Here is a 14,733-nt window from a genome sequence, read left to right as displayed (position 1 = left end):
AGCATTCTGCCCCGGGCGGCCCCCCTCACCGCGCCGCCCCCAGCCCCCCCGTGTGTGCGTCCCCAACACCGAGGCGGCGGCCCCTCCCTCCCACGCCCCCCCCCACGACGCGTCAACCGCGAATCCGGCTCACTTACCGGCCTTGCGACGCTGCACTCGCGTGCGGCGAAGCAGCTTGCGGTGCTTCTTCTTCGACATGCGCTTGCGGCGCTTCTTGATCACGGAACCCATGGGCGCTCCTCAGTTGTCGTCGGTCACGCTGCCCGGCGCAGCGTCCAACGGGTGGAGCGCACAGGCACGAGCGGTTCACCAGGTTACCCGCGTGCCGACGCGGCCCGGTCGGCGGGCATGGCTGAGCGCATGCCCGGCGACCACCCAGACCCCGCCCGGCCGCCGCCCACAACGGAGCGGCGCGCCGCACTGAGCTGCTATCCGACGTCGAAGTAGGCGCCCTGCAGGTACTCGTGCACCGCCTTTTCGGGAACCCGGAACGACTTCCCCACTCTCACGGCGGGGAGCTCGCCCGAGTGCACCAGGCGGTACACGGTCATCTTCGAGACCCGCATCAGCGTCGCCACCTCGGCGACCGTTAGGAACTGGACCTGCCCGACCGAGGGCAAATCCTCCTTCTTGTTCGGCGACATGATTACCGCGTCCTTCGACACGTGTCGCGCCACGAGGCTTCCCCACCTGTGGTATCGACACGCACGTGCTCTACCAGAGGGTAGCGGGACTCGTGGGACTCGTGCGACGCCTGTCACCGGGATGGGCCCCTACCTGCGGCTTTTCTTTTCAGCCGAAACCCGTTCCAGTGAGGTTTGTCCCCTTTGCCGGATCGCGCTAGTCCTCGTGCGCGCGCCCGAGCTCCTCCGAACGGTCCCTGGCGGCCTCGATCGCGTCGAGCAGCGCCGCCCGCACGCCGTGCTTCTCGAGCTCGCGAATCGCGTTGATGGTGGTGCCCGCGGGCGACGTGACGGCCTCGCGCAGCAGCACCGGGTGGTCCTTGCCCTCGGCGAGCATCTTCGCCGCGCCGACGGCCGACTGGATGATCAGCTGGCCCGCCAGCGCCCGCGGCAGGCCGAGCAGGATCCCGGCGTCGATCATGGCCTCGACCAGGAAGAAGAAGTACGCCGGCCCCGAGCCCGACAGCGCCGTGACGGCGTCCTGCTGCGATTCGGGCACCTCGACGACCTCGCCGACGTGCGAAAGCAGCTCGCGCACGGTTGTGAGGTGCTCGGCGGTGGCGTAGCGGCCGGGTGAGATGGCGCTCATGGCCTCACCGACCAGCATCGGCGTGTTCGGCATCACGCGGACCACCGGCACGCCGTCGGCCAGCCGCCGCTCGTACAGCGCCGTCGGCAGCCCCGCGCACAGCGACACGACCAGCGACGACGACCCGAGCAACGGCGCCAGCTCGGCCAGCACCGGGTCGATGTCCTGCGGCTTCACGGCGACCACGAGCACGTCCGCACGCTTGGCGGCCTCCTCGACGGTCACCGCGCGCATGCCCGGGTAGCGCTCCTCGAGCTCGCGGACGCGGCCCTCGTACCGCTCGGTGAAGAGCAGGTCCCCGGGCGCGTGGCCCCCGTGCAAGAGCCCCGACAGCAGGGCTTCCCCGATCTTTCCCGCGCCCAGCACCGCGATCACGCCTGCGCCCGCCTCGCCGGCGCTCGGTGCGCCGGTCGCGGAACGCGCAGCACTTGATGATTCGCTCGCAGGCTCGCTCATGGCGTCCAGCGTGCCAAACGGTCGTCAGGACGGGGGCGCCGGGGCGAGCGCGAGCTGCCGCGCCTGGACGACGAGGCGGCCCTGCGAGTCGACCACCGTGGCGTCGGAGTCGAACCAGGCCTCGTTGACCGAACGCGATTCGACGAGGATCCGCAGCCAGCCGGGCGCCGGGCGCGTGCGCAGGTAGGCCGTGAGCTGCACGGTGGGTGCCCAGCCGACGCGGCCGAGGTTGGCCACCACGGGCGGGTTGAGGTCACCGGCGAGGAGGGCGAAGTAGACGTCGCCGGCCCCGTCGCGCGGGCGCACCCACAGCTTCAGCCGCGGCGGGTCGCCATCGCGCCCGACGAGGTAACCCGCCGTCGCGGGGTCGACGCGGACCTCGAGGAACTCCGCCAGGTGGAAGCGGCCTTCGGACGTCTCCGCGGCGAGCGGCACGGCGCCGGCCGGCGGGTCGGCGGGCAGCTGGGGCACGTCGCTCCACTCCGGGCGGCGCATCGGGAGCCGACCGGTCGTCACGCGCGCCTCGACGCAGCTGCGGCCGCGCTGCTCCAGCCGCACGGACACGACGGACGCGCGGCGGCCGACCTTGCGGACGTCGGTGCGCAGCAGCACGGGCCCGAGCGCGGGCGCGTGCAGGAACTCGGCGTTGACCACGAGCGGTTCGACCGATGGCTCGCCGCGCTCCTGCAGGACGGCCGTCGCGGCCTTGGCGAGCAGCGCCAGGAGGAACCCGCCGTGGGGGTGGTTCGCGATCGCCCACTCCGCTCTCAACGTGGCCGTGAAGGTCCCGTCCCCGAGGGACCGGACCGCGGTGGCCGCGTCGAAGGCCGTCGCCGTCTGGTCGACGCGGCTCACGAACGGCCGGCCACGGCGGTGCGGCCCGGCCGGGGTGCGGCGGCGAAGTTCAATGGTCGCAACGAGTTCACGGTCGGCACTTTACGTGTGGATGAGCCGGATGAGGGTGCACCGGGGCCGGGGACCGCCCGGACAGCCGATCATGCTAACGACCAGGTCACTGTCCGAGGTGCAACCGCGCGAACAGCAGCGCCTCGGCGAGCGCCCGGGCCCGCGCGGCCTGCGTCACCGCGGTGCGAGTGTTGACTTCGAGCACGACCTGGCCGGCGAAAGCGTCGCTGACCAGCTTCTCCAGCAGTTCGGCACAGGGCTGCCCGCCGTGGCCGGGGATGAGGTGCTCGTCCTTGGGGATGCCGGTGCCGTCGGCCAAGTGGACGTGGCTCAGGCCCGCGCCCATCCGCTCGGCGAGCTCGAGCGCGTCCATCCGCGCCGCGGCGCTGTGGGAAAGATCAAGCGTGTAGTGCCGGAACCCGACGTCCGTCGGGTCGATCGAGGGCCGGAACGCGGACACCCGCGCGTTGCGCGACCCACCCGGCGGGCGCACCTTGAACATGTTCTCCACGGCGACCTCGACGCCGGTCGCCTGCTCGAGCTCGTCGACGAGGTCCCCGAACGCGTCGCCGTACCGGCGCTGCCACCGGAACGGCGGGTGCACCACCACGGTGCGGGCCCCCAGCTCCAGCGCCGCCTGCACGGACTTGCGCAGCCTCACCTCGGGATCGGGTGACCAGATCCGCTGTGTGATCAACAGCGACGGCGAGTGGATCGACAGGACGGGCACCCCGGTGCGCTTCGACCACCGCCGCACCGCCGCGACGTCCTGGCTGATCGGGTCCGCCCACACCATGACCTCGACGCCGTCGTACCCGAGCTCCGCCGCGAGCTCGAACGCCGCCCCCGCCCGCAACGGCCAGACCGACGCAGTGCTCAACCCCACGGGGATCTCAGGCGCGCTCACGGAGGACATCCTGCCCTGCCGGGATCCGCTGCGTCCTCGGCGTTCGGCGGACGGGCGGATTCCGGTGTTCCCAGCCGGGAACACCCTGGCCGCCGTCCGGGCGGGGGTGTTCTCGGCTGGGAACACGCGCGTCCGGTCGTGTGGCGGGAGGTGTGCCTGGCCGCACCCACGCTGGGCCGCCGAAGCGCTGGTCAGCGAGTGTCGGTTCGCGTCAGCTGTCCCCAGCCGCAAACGCCTCGGCGCCGCCGCGCGAACACCCCAGGCGGACCGTTCGGACGAGGTGCTCCCGACTGGGAACACGCGGGAGCGGCCGGCCGGCTGCGCTCCTGGCGGAACCACTCCGCCCCACCGAAGCACTGGTCAGCGGCCGTCGGCTCGCGTCGGCTGTCCCCAGCCGCTCACACCGCGGCGCCGCCGCGAAAACACCCCCGGGCGACCGGCCGGACGAGGTGTTCCCGCCTGGGAAGACGCGGCTCCAGTCGGCCGACGGGAGGTATGCCTCGCCGCACCCACTCTGGGCCGCCGAAGCGCTGGTCAGCGAGTGTCGGTTCGCGTCAGCTGTCCCCAGCCGCAAACACGGCGCAGCCGCCCGAACACCACTCGCGGCCGTCCGGCACGGCGAGGTGTTCCCGGCCAGGAACACGCGGGCCCGGTCAGCCGGCTGCGCTCCTGGCCGCAACCACTTCGCCCCGCCGAAAGTACTGGTCAGCGAGTATCAGCTCGCGTCAGCCGTCCCCAGCCGGGAACACCCCGGTTACCGTCCAGGGGAGGGTGTTCCCCGGACGTACCCGCTTCGCCCCGCCGAAGCGCTGGTCAGCGAGTGTCGGTTCGCGTCAACTGTCCCAGTTGCAAACACCGCGGCGCCGCCGCCCGAACACCCTCGCGGCCGTCCGGCAGGGGCGAGGTGTTCCCGACTGGGAACACGCGGGGTCCAGTCGGCCGACGGGAGGTGTTCCCGGCCGTACCCACTTCGCGCCACCGAAGCGCTGGTCAGCGGGCGTCAGTTCACTCCGGCTGTCCCCAGCTGCAAACACACCCGGGTGTGAACGCAAGAACTCCCGGCCTGCCGAAGCGGACCGGGAGTTCTCGAAGCGGACCAGGTGGGGCTAGCGCCCGACCAGCAGCAGTGCAGCGGGCGACACCGTCACCACCAAGCCGACCAGGATGGCCAGCAGCGTGGTCTGCAGGTCTTCCGCGCGGCGGATCTTCCGGACGATCCACACCAGCGCCACGATGACCAGCACGGCGCCCACGAGCGCGGCCGGCGCGAGGTTGACCCAGAGCCAGTTGAAGCCGAGCCACACCGCGGCGCCGCCGATGACCCCGAGGGCAAGCTGGACGGCCAGGGTGAACCACTGCTTGCCCGGTGAGGCCGTGGAGGCGGGTTCCTCCGCGGGGGCCGGGGCGGCGGGCGCTTCGTCCTCGTAGTCGTCGTCGTAGTCACCCTGGTGGTCGTAGCCGTAGTCGTCGCCGTCGAAGTCCGGGGAGGCGCCGGGGTAGGCGGGCTGGTCGAACTCGGCCTCGTACTCCGACAGGTCGTCGTCGAGGGGCCCGTCCTTGCGGCCGCCCGGGGCGAACGGCATCGGCGCCGGGTACCCCGCGGTCGGCGGGCCGCCGTCGAACTCGGCCGCCATCGTGGGCGGGCCGCCGTCGTAGTCGCCGCCGGGAGCGGCCGGGTAGTCGTCGGGGTAGTCGTCCGCGGGGTAGTCGTCGGCGTAGTCGTCGTCGGCTTCCTGCTGCTGCCCCGGCGGCACGACCGGCATCACGCCGATCTCCGTGTCCTCGAGCTGCTCCTGCTGACGGCGCTTGCGCCAGCCCGCGAGCCCGGCCGGCGGCACCGGCGGACCGTCCGGCGAGCCGGGCGCGTCCGGTTCCACCCCGGACACGGCGTCGAACTGCTCCGTGTGCGGGTCCTGCGGCGGCGCGGGTCGGCGCGCGGGCGCCCGGCGCGGACGCTGCGGCGCACCCGTCGGGAACGCCCCGCTCACCATCGGCGGAGCGGGCGGCGCCGGGGGCTCCGGCACGTCGGCGTCCGGCGTGCCGTCGAGCCCGTCGAGGCGCGACGCGAGGGCACCACCCGGCGCGGGCGGCGGGCCCGGCCGACGCCGGACGGGCGGAACCTGGTTGCGCGTTTCCTCCGCCGCGCCGGGCGGCGGAGCCTGCGGCGGGGCGGGCGGCGGTGGCACGGGCTGCTGGCGCGTCGCCCGCGCCCGCGGCGGCACCGGCATCTGGCCCGATTCCTGCGGCGGCGCCGGCGGACGGGCGAACTGCCCCGACTCCTGCGGCGGCGCGGGCGGCCCGGGCGGCGCCGGCGGACGCGCGTACCCGGTGTCCTGCTGCCGAGCGGGGAACTGCCCCGATTCCTGCGGCGGCGCCGGCGGACGGGCGAACTGCCCCGACTCCTGCGGCGGCGCCGGTGGCCCGGGCGGGGCCGGTGGCCGCGCGTACCCGGTGTCCTGCGGACGCGGCTGCGGACGCTGCAGCGGCCCCGACTCCTGCGGCACGGGCCGCGGCGCCGGAGCGGCGGGACCGTCGGAGCGACGCCGGCCGCCCGCGTTGCGCGAGGGCGGCGGCGGGGTGCCCCCGTCGGAGTTCACGCGGTCGATGATCGCCTGCGGAGCGGTGTCGCTCACGCCGGGAGCGCGGCGGCCGCCCGGTTCGGGAGCGTCGTCGTCCTCGGCTGCGCGGCGCCTGCGCCGCCGTCCGCCATCGACCTGCTGCCCGTGCTGGGCGAGCAGTTCGGCCACGGTCTTCTGCGGCGGGGTGCCGTTGTCGTCGGTCATACCGTGCTGTCCAAAGCGCGCTCGGGGTTGGCCACGGCAGGTGCCTGCGGCCGGACGCAGGCGGCGCCGCGCGCGCTGAACACCGTGCTGTGCATGTCCGTCACCTCTTCACCGTGCCTGTTTTCCTTCACCGAAGTCCAGTCCACTGCTGTCACCGGTCCTCCCCGTTCGCCGAAACGCCGGTGAGGGCGGCCCCGGTTTCGTCCGCGCCGTTCGAGTGGTCCAACCGGCGCAGGATGACACCCTCTCGCAGCGCCCACGGACAAATCTCGAGTTCCGCCAAGGAGAGTGCCCGCATGGCGGCCTGCGCCACCAGCGCACCGGCCACGAGCTGGTGCGATCGGCTCGAGCCGACGCCCTCGAGTTCTGCGAGATCCGCCGAGGACATGCGCGAGATGAAGGCGATGAGCTGGCGCAACGCGGTGTCCGTGAGCGTACGGCGCACCCGGGGACCCGCCGCCGACGGGGCGGCGCCGGTCAGCCGGGCCAGCGAGCGGAACGTCTTCGAGGTCGCCACGACGCGGTCGGGTTCACCCCATTTGGCGACCTTCTTCGCGAGCGCGTTGAGCTCGTCCTCCAGCCACGCCGAGGTCGCGACGACCTCCGAGCGCGTGGGCGGGTCGTGGCGGAAGCGCGTGCGCGTGGTGCGCCCGGCGCCCAGCGGCAGCGACTCCGCGAGCACGGGTTCCTCGTCGCGGCCCATCGCGACCTCGAGCGAGCCGCCGCCGATGTCCAGCACCAGCAGCTGCCCGGCCGACCAGCCGAACCACCGCCGCACGGCGAGGAACGTGAGCCGCGCCTCGTCGGCGCCGGAGAGCACCTTCAGCTCGACGCCGGTCTCCTCGGCCACGCGGGCCAGTACCTTCGCCGAGTTCTTGGCTTCGCGCACGGCCGAGGTGGCGAACGCCATGACCTCTTCGCACCCGAGCCGCCGGGCCGAGGCCTTGGCCGCCTCGACGGCCCGGACCAGCCCGTCCGCTCCCGCGCGGCTCAGCTCGCCGGTCCGGGTGATCTGCTCGGCGAGCCGCAGGACGGTCTTCTCCGAGTGCATGGGCGTCGGGTGAGCGCCACGATGGGCGTCGACCACCAGCAGGTGGACGGTGTTGGACCCGACGTCGAGTACCCCTAGGCGCACGAGGATCCAGCGTACCGGTCCCACAGCCAGGTCTCGAAACTGTAACCAACACCACTCGGTCCGGGCTCGACTCTGCGTGCCCGAACGCCCGCGCAGGGTGAAAAATGGAGCGTTTCCCCAGGAGCGGGAACGGCCGGGGCGGCCGGAAAAAACCCAGCAGCCCCGGCCGGTTTCCGGTGCTTTCCCTACCGCGGGCTCACGTCTCGAACTTGTACCCGAGACCACGCACCGTCACGAGGTGGCGCGGCGACCCCGGATCGGGCTCGATCTTGGAGCGCAGGCGCTTCACGTGGACGTCGAGTGTCTTGGTATCGCCCACGTAGTCGGCGCCCCAGACGCGGTCGATCAGCTGCCCGCGCGTGAGCACGCGGCCCACGTTGCGCAGCAGGTACTCGAGCAGGTCGAACTCCTTGAGCGGCAGCGAGACCTCGGCGCCGTCGACGGTCACCACGTGCCGTTCGACGTCCATCCGCACCGGGCCGGCCGAGAGCACCAGCGGCGCCAGCTCGCCCTCGGCGCCCGGCTCGCCGCCGCGGCGCAGCACCGCGCGCACGCGCGCGATCAGCTCGCGGGCCGAGTACGGCTTCGTCACGTAGTCGTCGGCCCCGAGCTCCAGGCCCACGACCTTGTCGATCTCGCTGTCGCGCGCGGTCACCATGATCACCGGCACCGCCGACCGCTGCCGCAGCTGCTTGCACACGTCGGTGCCGCTCATGCCCGGCAGCATCAGGTCGAGCAGCACGATGTCGGCACCGTTGCGGTCGAACTCCTCGAGCGCCTGCTGCCCCGTCCCGGCCACCGCGGCCGTGAAGCCCTCCTTGCGCAGCAGGAAGGCGAGCGGGTCGGCGAAGGACTCTTCGTCCTCGACTATGAGAACCCTCGTCACAGGTTTCCTCCATGGTCTGGGCCGGAGTGCTCCTGCCCGGTTGCCACGAGCCGGGGTGTCCGCTCGGGGTTCTTGTCCGGCCGCCCGGGGGCGGCCGACGGGATCTTCTTGCCGGCGCCGTTCCCGGCGGCGCTGCGCGCCGCGTCGTCAGCCGGGGCGGGTCGCACGTGGGCGGGGATCCGCAGCGTGAACGTCGACCCGGTGCCGGGCCGGCTCCACAGGCCGACCGAACCGCCGTGGTTGGCGGCGACGTGCTTCACGATCGCGAGGCCGAGGCCGGTGCCGCCGGTGGCGCGCGAACGGGCCTTGTCCGCGCGGTAGAAGCGCTCGAACACGCGCTGCTGCTCGTCCTCGGCGATGCCGATGCCACGGTCGGTCACGGCGATCTCGACCATGCCGTCGGCGAGCCGGCGCGAGATCGACACCGGGCTGCCCGGCGGCGAGTACGCGACGGCGTTCTCCAGCAGGTTCGACAACGCGGTGACCAGCAATGTCCGGTCGCCCTCGATGAGCAGGCCGCTGGCCGCGTCGGTGGTGATGGTGATTTCGGCGCGCTCGGCTGACAACGTTGTCCGGCCAAGGGCCTCGCGGACGACGGCGTCGACCTCGACGACGTTCAGGTCGGGCAGCCGCTCGGCACCCTGCAGGCGCGAGAGCGCGATGAGTTCGGTGACGAGCGTGCCCAGCCGGGTGGACTCGCGAAGGATCTTGCTGCCGAAGCGGCGGACCTCTTCGACGTCTTCGGCGGCGTCGAGCACGGCCTCGGTGAGCAGCGCGATCGCGCCCACGGGGGTCTTGAGCTCGTGGCTGACGTTGGCGACGAAGTCGCGCCGCACGGCCTCGAGGCGGATGGCCTCGGAGTGGTCCACGGCCTCGACGACGGTGAACCCGTCGCCGAGCGGCCGGACTTCACCGAGCACAGCCTCGGGCTGGCGCCGGCCGCGGCTCTCCAGCGGGGAGAGGTCGATCTCCATGGGCTCGTCGGTCTCCACCACCTGCTCGGCGGCCGCGCGGGCCCGCGGGTCGGCCTGGTTCACGCGCACCAGGCCCAGCTCGTAGGCCCGCGGGTTGTGCAGCACGAGGTCGCCGAAGCGGTTGAGCACGATGATGCCGCTGCTCGACGACCGGATCAGCCGTTCGAGGAGTTCGGCCACGGTGGGTCCCGCCGGGCGGGCCGACTCCTTCCGCGCCCGCGCCCGGGCGAGCAGGAAACCGGCGACCGCGCCGACGACAAGAGCGCCGATGGCCGTCAACAGGACAACAGGCGTGGTCACGAAGGAATCGTAAGCATCCCGGTAGCCTTTCGGACCAGTCCTGGAAGCCCTGTCGTGAGGCGCGTGACACCTGCGGGCGACATGTTCGCCCTGGTGTCAGACCGTGTTCACCCTGTCGAGACATTCCGGACGATTATTCACGCTCCGTCGAGCTCGGCAAGATCCTCTTCGGTCAGCCGGAGCGCTCCGGCCGCGAGGTTCTGCTCGAGGTGCGCCGGGTTGCTCGTGCCCGGGATCGCGAGCACGTGGTCGCCCTGCGCGAGCGTCCACGCGAGCCGCACCTGGGCCGGCGTCGCGTCGTGGCGCTTCGCGACGGTGGCCACGCGCTGCTCGGAGGCGTCCGGCCCGCCAGCGGGCTGTCCACTCGCGACAGCGAAGAACGGCACGAACGCCACGCCGTGCTCGCCGCACAGACGCAGGAGCTCGTCGTCCTCGCGCCGGGCGGACAGGCCGTACTGGTTCTGCACGCACACGACGGGCGCGATCTCGAGCGCCTCCTTCAGGTGCTCGGGCCCGACGTTGGAGATCCCCAGCTCGCGGATGAGCCCGGCCGTCCGCAGCTCGGCGAGCGCGCCGAAGTGCTCCGCGAGCGAACCCGACCCGCGGTCGAGACCGGTGCCGATGCGCAGGTTCACGACGTCGACGTGGTCGCGGGCGAGCTGGCGCAGGTTCTCCTCGACCTGGCCGCGTAGCTGGTCGGGCCGGGCGAAGGGCAGGAATTCGCCCGACGGGTCGCGGCCGGGGCCGACCTTGGTGGTGAGCACGAGGTCGTCCGGGTAGGGCGCCAGCGCGGTGTTGATGATCTCGTTGGCCGAGAACCGCGGCGTGAAGTAGAACGCGGCCGTGTCGACGTGGTCCACACCGAGCTCGATCGCGCGGCGCAGCACGGTGATGGCCCGTTCGCGGTCGGCAGCCGTGCCGCCCTGGAACGGGACGAGGCGCATCGCGCCGAAGCCGAGGCGGTTCACGGTCAGCGAACCGAGCTGCCACTTGCCGGCAGCCGAAGCGTGGAGTGCGGTTTCTGTCATGGTTTCCAGCCTGGTCGGCCGCCACCGGCGGCGCCGCGGTTGGCAGGAAGCTGCCACCCCGTGGTGGCCACGGCCGGGCGAGCGCGTGACACTGGGGTGCGTGACCAGAGTCGACGACGTCGTGACCGTGCGCGGCGAACGCGAGCTGTTCGACCGCACCGCCCACCTGTTCGCCTCCGCGACGGACATCGCGTGCGCGGCCAACAACCTGTACACGTGGGCCGCCACCCACCCGACGCCGCAGCAGCGTGAAGACGCGCTGCGCGACGTGCAGGGCCGGCGGGCGCGCAAGATCTACCTGCCCCAGGTGCTGCTCGACCCGTCCAGCGCGACGCACTTGCGCGCGCTGCAGGACGCCGGCGCCGAGATCCGCATCAGCGAGCGCGAGATCAACGAGACGATCATCCTCGACGGCCGCCTCGCGATCCTCGCCGCCGAGGTCACGCCGGACGGCCGCGACTACACCGTCCTTTCGCGACCCGACCTCGTCAACGGCATCAAGTCGCTGTTCGAGGCCGCGTGGCGCTCGTCGACGGACCTCGCGGCCTTCGAAACGCGGTTCGCCGAGCTGCGCCAGCACACGCCGCGGTTGCTGGACCTGTTGTCGTCGGGCTGCACCGACGAGACCGCGGCCCGCGAGATGGGCGTGGGCCTGCGGACCTACCGCCGCTACGTCGCGGAGCTCATGGCCGCGCTCGGCGCGAGCTCGCGGTTCCAGGCCGGCGCCCGCGCGCGGGAGGCCGGTCTGCTGTGAAGCGCGCCGCCGTCGCCGGGCTCGCGCTGCTCGCCGCCGGGTGCAGCAGCACCGTGGTCGCACCGCCCGCCCCGCCGAACCCGCCCCAGCCCGCGAACCTCGCGTTCGTCGACACCCCGGCCACCACGGCCGCCACGACCGGGATCAAGCAGGCCGTGGAGACCGCCTTCACCTACGACTCGACGGACCAGGGCGCGGTCGCGAAGACCGAGCAGGAGTACCTCGCCGGGGCGGCCCGCACGCAGTTCGACCAGACCTTCGCGCAGGTCAAGACCACGCCGGTGAAGACGAAGACGCAGGTGCTCTCGACCGGCGTCGCCGACCTGCAGCCGCGCAGCGCGAAGGTGCTCGTGGTCGCCAGCCAGCAGAGCTCGACGCCCGACGGCAAGACCAACGCCGCCACGGCGCTGATGCTCGTCACCGCCGTGCCCGCGAGCGGCCACTGGCAGCTCACCGACCTGAACTTCGACCCGCGCGGCGCTCTCGCGCCGGACGCACCCGCCGCCTCGGGCGCCGCCACGACGCGGGATTCCGCCCTCGCCGCGGCCCACCAGGACGGCGCGATCCTGCTCACCCTCGACGCCCAGAACGCCGACGCCGTCTACGACCGCTACGAGAGCGTCGCCGCCGACCCCCTGCTCGGCCAGTTCCGCACGACCCGCGCCCACACCGTCGACAACATGAAGGCGAGCGGCGCCAAGACCTCGCTCGACCCGCAATCGGTCGCCGCCCTCACGTCGGCGACCCCGGACGGCAAGCAGGCCACCGTCCTGCTCGGCGCGATCGTGTCCACGCAGCAGAAGGGCGGCACCCAGGACCGCCGCCTCAACGTTCAGCTCACGCTCGTGCGCCAGGGCGCCGGCTGGAAGGTCTCGGGCATCGAATCCCTCGGCGCCACCCAGAGCTGAGCTGTGTTGTCTGCTCTGGCTCCGCCGGGGCGGCGAGATCGCTGAAATCCGGTTTCTTCCCCCACGATGTGCTCGGCCCCTCGGGCCGAGCACATCGCTCAGTCCGGAAACCGGCGCGATCTCGCGCCGTGGTTGGCGAGCAGGTGCGTGAGTGGCGGTCCGTAGTCGGTGATCGTGCGACGACCGCGCCGGCGCTCAACCCCGAGGCCGGCGCGATCTCGCGCTAGCCGGCAACACCGTTACCGACCCTGGTTCGCCACCGCGGCCGCGGCCTCTTCGGCGGCCTCGGGGTCGAGGTACACGCCACCCGGCTTCACGGGCTTGAGCTCGTCGGTGAGGTCGTAGCGCAGCGGGATGCCGGTGGGGATGTTCAGGGCCGCGATGTCGGCGTCGGAGATGCCGTCGAGGTGCTTCACGAGGGCGCGCAGCGAGTTGCCGTGCGCCGCGACGAGAACGTTCTTGCCCGCGCGCAGGTCGGGCACGATCTCGGCTTCCCAGTACGGCAGGAGGCGCTCGACGACGTCCTTGAGGCATTCGGTGAGCGGCGCGGAGTCGCCGAGGTCGGCGTAGCGCGGGTCGCCGGCCTGGCTGAACTCGTCGGCCGGGTCGATGGGCGGCGGCGGGGTGTCGTAGGAGCGGCGCCAGAGCATGAACTGCTCCTCGCCGAACTCCTCCAGCGTCTGCTTCTTGTTCTTGCCCTGCAGCGCCCCGTAGTGGCGCTCGTTGAGCCGCCAGTCGCGCTTCACGGGGATCCAGTGCCGGTCGGCGGCGTCCAGCGCGATGTTCGCCGTGCCGATCGCGCGGCGCAGCAGCGACGTGTGCACGACGTCCGGCAGCAGCTCCGCCTCGGCCAGCAGCTGCCCACCCTGCCGGGCTTCGCGTTCACCGGTCTCCGACAGCGGCACGTCCACCCATCCGGTGAACAGGTTTTCGGCGTTCCACGTGCTCTGCCCGTGACGCAGCAGCACCAACGTCCCAAGTTCGGCCATGGCGCACAGCCTGCCAGAGCGGACCAGAGCGGTGACCGGTGAGTCCCGCTTGAACGATGTTCTACGGAGAGTGTGTTACCGCATAGTAACACCTTCACCCGAACAGAAGGCGGCCTGCCAACAAGCCCGGAAAAGGGTGCAATGGGCTGCGCACCGTTATCCCGCTCAGTGAAGTTCACTCGAACGGAGTAACGAGTAGTCTTGTGATTACAGGTGGACATCTGACAGGTTTGGCATGTCCCGCTCAGCCGGATTCCACGCACTCCCCGGCTGCTGGCGGGCTGTGACCGCGGCTCGTCTCCCCCCTGCCGAGCCGCGGCCCGCCGGCCCCGTTGGCATCCCCCTCGTCACCGGGTCCACCTCGGCGGGAACTTCAGCGGGGCGGCTCGAGATCGCGACTCCCCCCTCCCTCGAGCCGTCCCGCCTTTCCCGTTCAGGGACTACTCGGCAGATCCGGCGTGCACCGCGGCCTCTTCGACCGGCCCGTGGCGCCGCCGCTTGCGCCACCACCAGACGAGCGCGCCGGCCGGGATCCCGAGCACGACGGCGAACGGCGCGACGGCCCCCAGCACCGTCAGCACACCGCCGCCGAAGGTCAGGAACGCGCCCCAGCCGCCGGCGAGCCCGGCGAGGAAGCCGGCCGAGTCATCCGATGTCTGCCCGGGACCGGTCGCTGTCACCTCGGTCACCGACAGTGCCACCGTCGCCATGGCGACGGACCCCGCCAGTGCTTTCTGCTGCTGTTCGAGTGACTCCAGCGCGGCCTCGCGACTCGTCAGCTCGCTCTCCACCGACGCGATCTCGGAGATCGACGTCGCCTTCGCCAGCAACGCGCGGATCCGGTCGACGCTCGCGCGCTGCGACGCGAGGCGCGCGTCCACGTCGATCACCTGCGCGGTGACGTCCTGGACGTTCAGCTCGCGCTTGGTCACCTTCCCCAGTGCGGCGAGCTGGTCCAGCACGCCGTCGAGCTTCTCGGCGGGCACGGACAGGCTCAGCGACGCGGAGTCCTCGAGCGTGCTCTCCTGGCCGGTGTAACCCCCGGCCCCGGTCGCGATGACCCGCGCCCGCGACACGACGTCGCCGAGCTTGGGGGTCGAGAGGTCCAGTCGTGCGCTGCGGGCGAGCTTGCGGTCGGTCGCGCCCGCCGCCGGGGGCACGGGCGCCTTCGTCGTCCCGCCCTGCTGCGGCACGGCCGGTGCCGCCACACCCTGCTGCGGCGCGCTTTGCTGAGGCACGTCTTGCTGAGGCACCGCCGCTCGGCCGGCCGCCACACCGCTGTCGGCTTCGGTGGTGCCCGGCTCGTTCGCCGTGCACCCCGCCAGCACCACCAGCAGCCCGGCCCCGGCCAGCAACCATCTCCATCGGGTCGTCATCCCGTCCTCCTCCTGTCGGTGGTGGACGGACGGACCCCGCGATCAGCCGCGTTGCACGG

General features: G+C 72.4%; 15 protein-coding genes. 2 read left to right on the top strand and 13 right to left on the bottom strand.

The window, feature by feature from the left end; genetic code table 11:
- Window positions 1–129: 129 nt before the first annotated feature.
- From ACIA77_RS01285 to ACIA77_RS01235, 11 genes are all read right to left on the bottom strand, one after another.
- Complete coding sequence (locus ACIA77_RS01285; RefSeq protein ID WP_007030867.1) at window positions 130–231, bottom strand: 30S ribosomal protein bS22; 102 nt, start codon at window positions 229–231, stop codon at window positions 130–132.
- Window positions 232–428: 197 nt separating this feature from the next.
- Window positions 429–644, bottom strand: a complete 216-nt coding sequence (locus ACIA77_RS01280) for a helix-turn-helix domain-containing protein (protein WP_101436173.1) — start codon at window positions 642–644, stop codon at window positions 429–431.
- Window positions 645–840: 196 nt separating this feature from the next.
- On the bottom strand, window positions 841–1,647 hold the full coding sequence (proC, locus tag ACIA77_RS01275) for a pyrroline-5-carboxylate reductase (RefSeq protein ID WP_395883756.1): 807 nt from the start codon (window positions 1,645–1,647) through the stop codon (window positions 841–843).
- A gap of 105 nt (window positions 1,648–1,752) precedes the next feature.
- A complete protein-coding gene (locus ACIA77_RS01270; protein ID WP_395883755.1) occupies window positions 1,753–2,583 on the bottom strand; it encodes a thioesterase family protein in 831 nt (276 codons plus the stop codon).
- Window positions 2,584–2,740: 157 nt separating this feature from the next.
- Entirely contained in the window at window positions 2,741–3,550 is an 810-nt protein-coding gene (locus tag ACIA77_RS01265; RefSeq protein ID WP_395883754.1) for a sugar phosphate isomerase/epimerase family protein, read from the bottom strand.
- A gap of 1,097 nt (window positions 3,551–4,647) precedes the next feature.
- Window positions 4,648–6,324 (bottom strand): NfeD family protein, encoded by a 1,677-nt coding sequence (locus ACIA77_RS01260; protein ID WP_395883753.1) that lies wholly within the window; start codon window positions 6,322–6,324, stop codon window positions 4,648–4,650.
- Window positions 6,321–6,479 (bottom strand): hypothetical protein, encoded by a 159-nt coding sequence (locus ACIA77_RS01255; protein WP_395883752.1) that lies wholly within the window; start codon window positions 6,477–6,479, stop codon window positions 6,321–6,323. Before ACIA77_RS01255 ends, ACIA77_RS01260 begins: the two co-directional genes overlap by 4 nt.
- Window positions 6,476–7,459 carry a Ppx/GppA phosphatase family protein gene (locus ACIA77_RS01250; protein ID WP_395883751.1) on the bottom strand — a complete coding sequence of 328 codons (984 nt, stop codon included), beginning with the start codon at window positions 7,457–7,459 and terminating at the stop codon, window positions 6,476–6,478. Before ACIA77_RS01250 ends, ACIA77_RS01255 begins: the two co-directional genes overlap by 4 nt.
- A gap of 196 nt (window positions 7,460–7,655) precedes the next feature.
- Window positions 7,656–8,345, bottom strand: a complete 690-nt coding sequence (locus tag ACIA77_RS01245) for a response regulator transcription factor (protein WP_204091841.1) — start codon at window positions 8,343–8,345, stop codon at window positions 7,656–7,658.
- Complete coding sequence (locus ACIA77_RS01240; protein WP_395883750.1) at window positions 8,342–9,619, bottom strand: sensor histidine kinase; 1,278 nt, start codon at window positions 9,617–9,619, stop codon at window positions 8,342–8,344. The genes ACIA77_RS01245 and ACIA77_RS01240 overlap by 4 nt, the downstream gene beginning before the upstream one ends.
- A 137-nt stretch (window positions 9,620–9,756) precedes the next feature.
- Window positions 9,757–10,647, bottom strand: coding sequence for an aldo/keto reductase (locus ACIA77_RS01235; protein WP_395883749.1), 891 nt, complete (start codon window positions 10,645–10,647; stop codon window positions 9,757–9,759).
- A gap of 100 nt (window positions 10,648–10,747) precedes the next feature.
- On the opposite strand from ACIA77_RS01235, the gene ACIA77_RS01230 reads away from it, so the two are divergent.
- Window positions 10,748–11,401, top strand: a complete 654-nt coding sequence (locus tag ACIA77_RS01230; RefSeq protein WP_395883748.1) for a DNA-binding response regulator — start codon at window positions 10,748–10,750, stop codon at window positions 11,399–11,401.
- A complete protein-coding gene (locus tag ACIA77_RS01225) occupies window positions 11,398–12,309 on the top strand; it encodes a hypothetical protein (RefSeq protein ID WP_395883747.1) in 912 nt (303 codons plus the stop codon). The genes ACIA77_RS01230 and ACIA77_RS01225 overlap by 4 nt, the downstream gene beginning before the upstream one ends.
- 239 nt (window positions 12,310–12,548) lie before the next feature.
- On the opposite strand, the gene ACIA77_RS01220 is transcribed toward ACIA77_RS01225, so the two are convergent.
- Together ACIA77_RS01220 and ACIA77_RS01215 are read right to left on the bottom strand one after the other, a co-directional pair.
- Window positions 12,549–13,298, bottom strand: coding sequence for a phosphoglyceromutase (locus ACIA77_RS01220; RefSeq protein WP_395883746.1), 750 nt, complete (start codon window positions 13,296–13,298; stop codon window positions 12,549–12,551).
- A 440-nt stretch (window positions 13,299–13,738) separates the two neighbouring features.
- The gene (locus ACIA77_RS01215; protein WP_395883745.1) at window positions 13,739–14,674 is read right to left on the bottom strand and encodes a DUF4349 domain-containing protein; all 936 of its coding nucleotides are present in this window, start codon (window positions 14,672–14,674) and stop codon (window positions 13,739–13,741) included.
- Window positions 14,675–14,733: the final 59 nt, after the last annotated feature.

It is taken from the genome of Amycolatopsis sp. NPDC051903 (assembly GCF_044452505.1).
Lineage (GTDB): Bacteria > Actinomycetota > Actinomycetes > Mycobacteriales > Pseudonocardiaceae > Amycolatopsis.
Note: the sequence above shows the minus strand (reverse complement) of the source record. Positions and strands in the feature narration are given on the sequence as shown.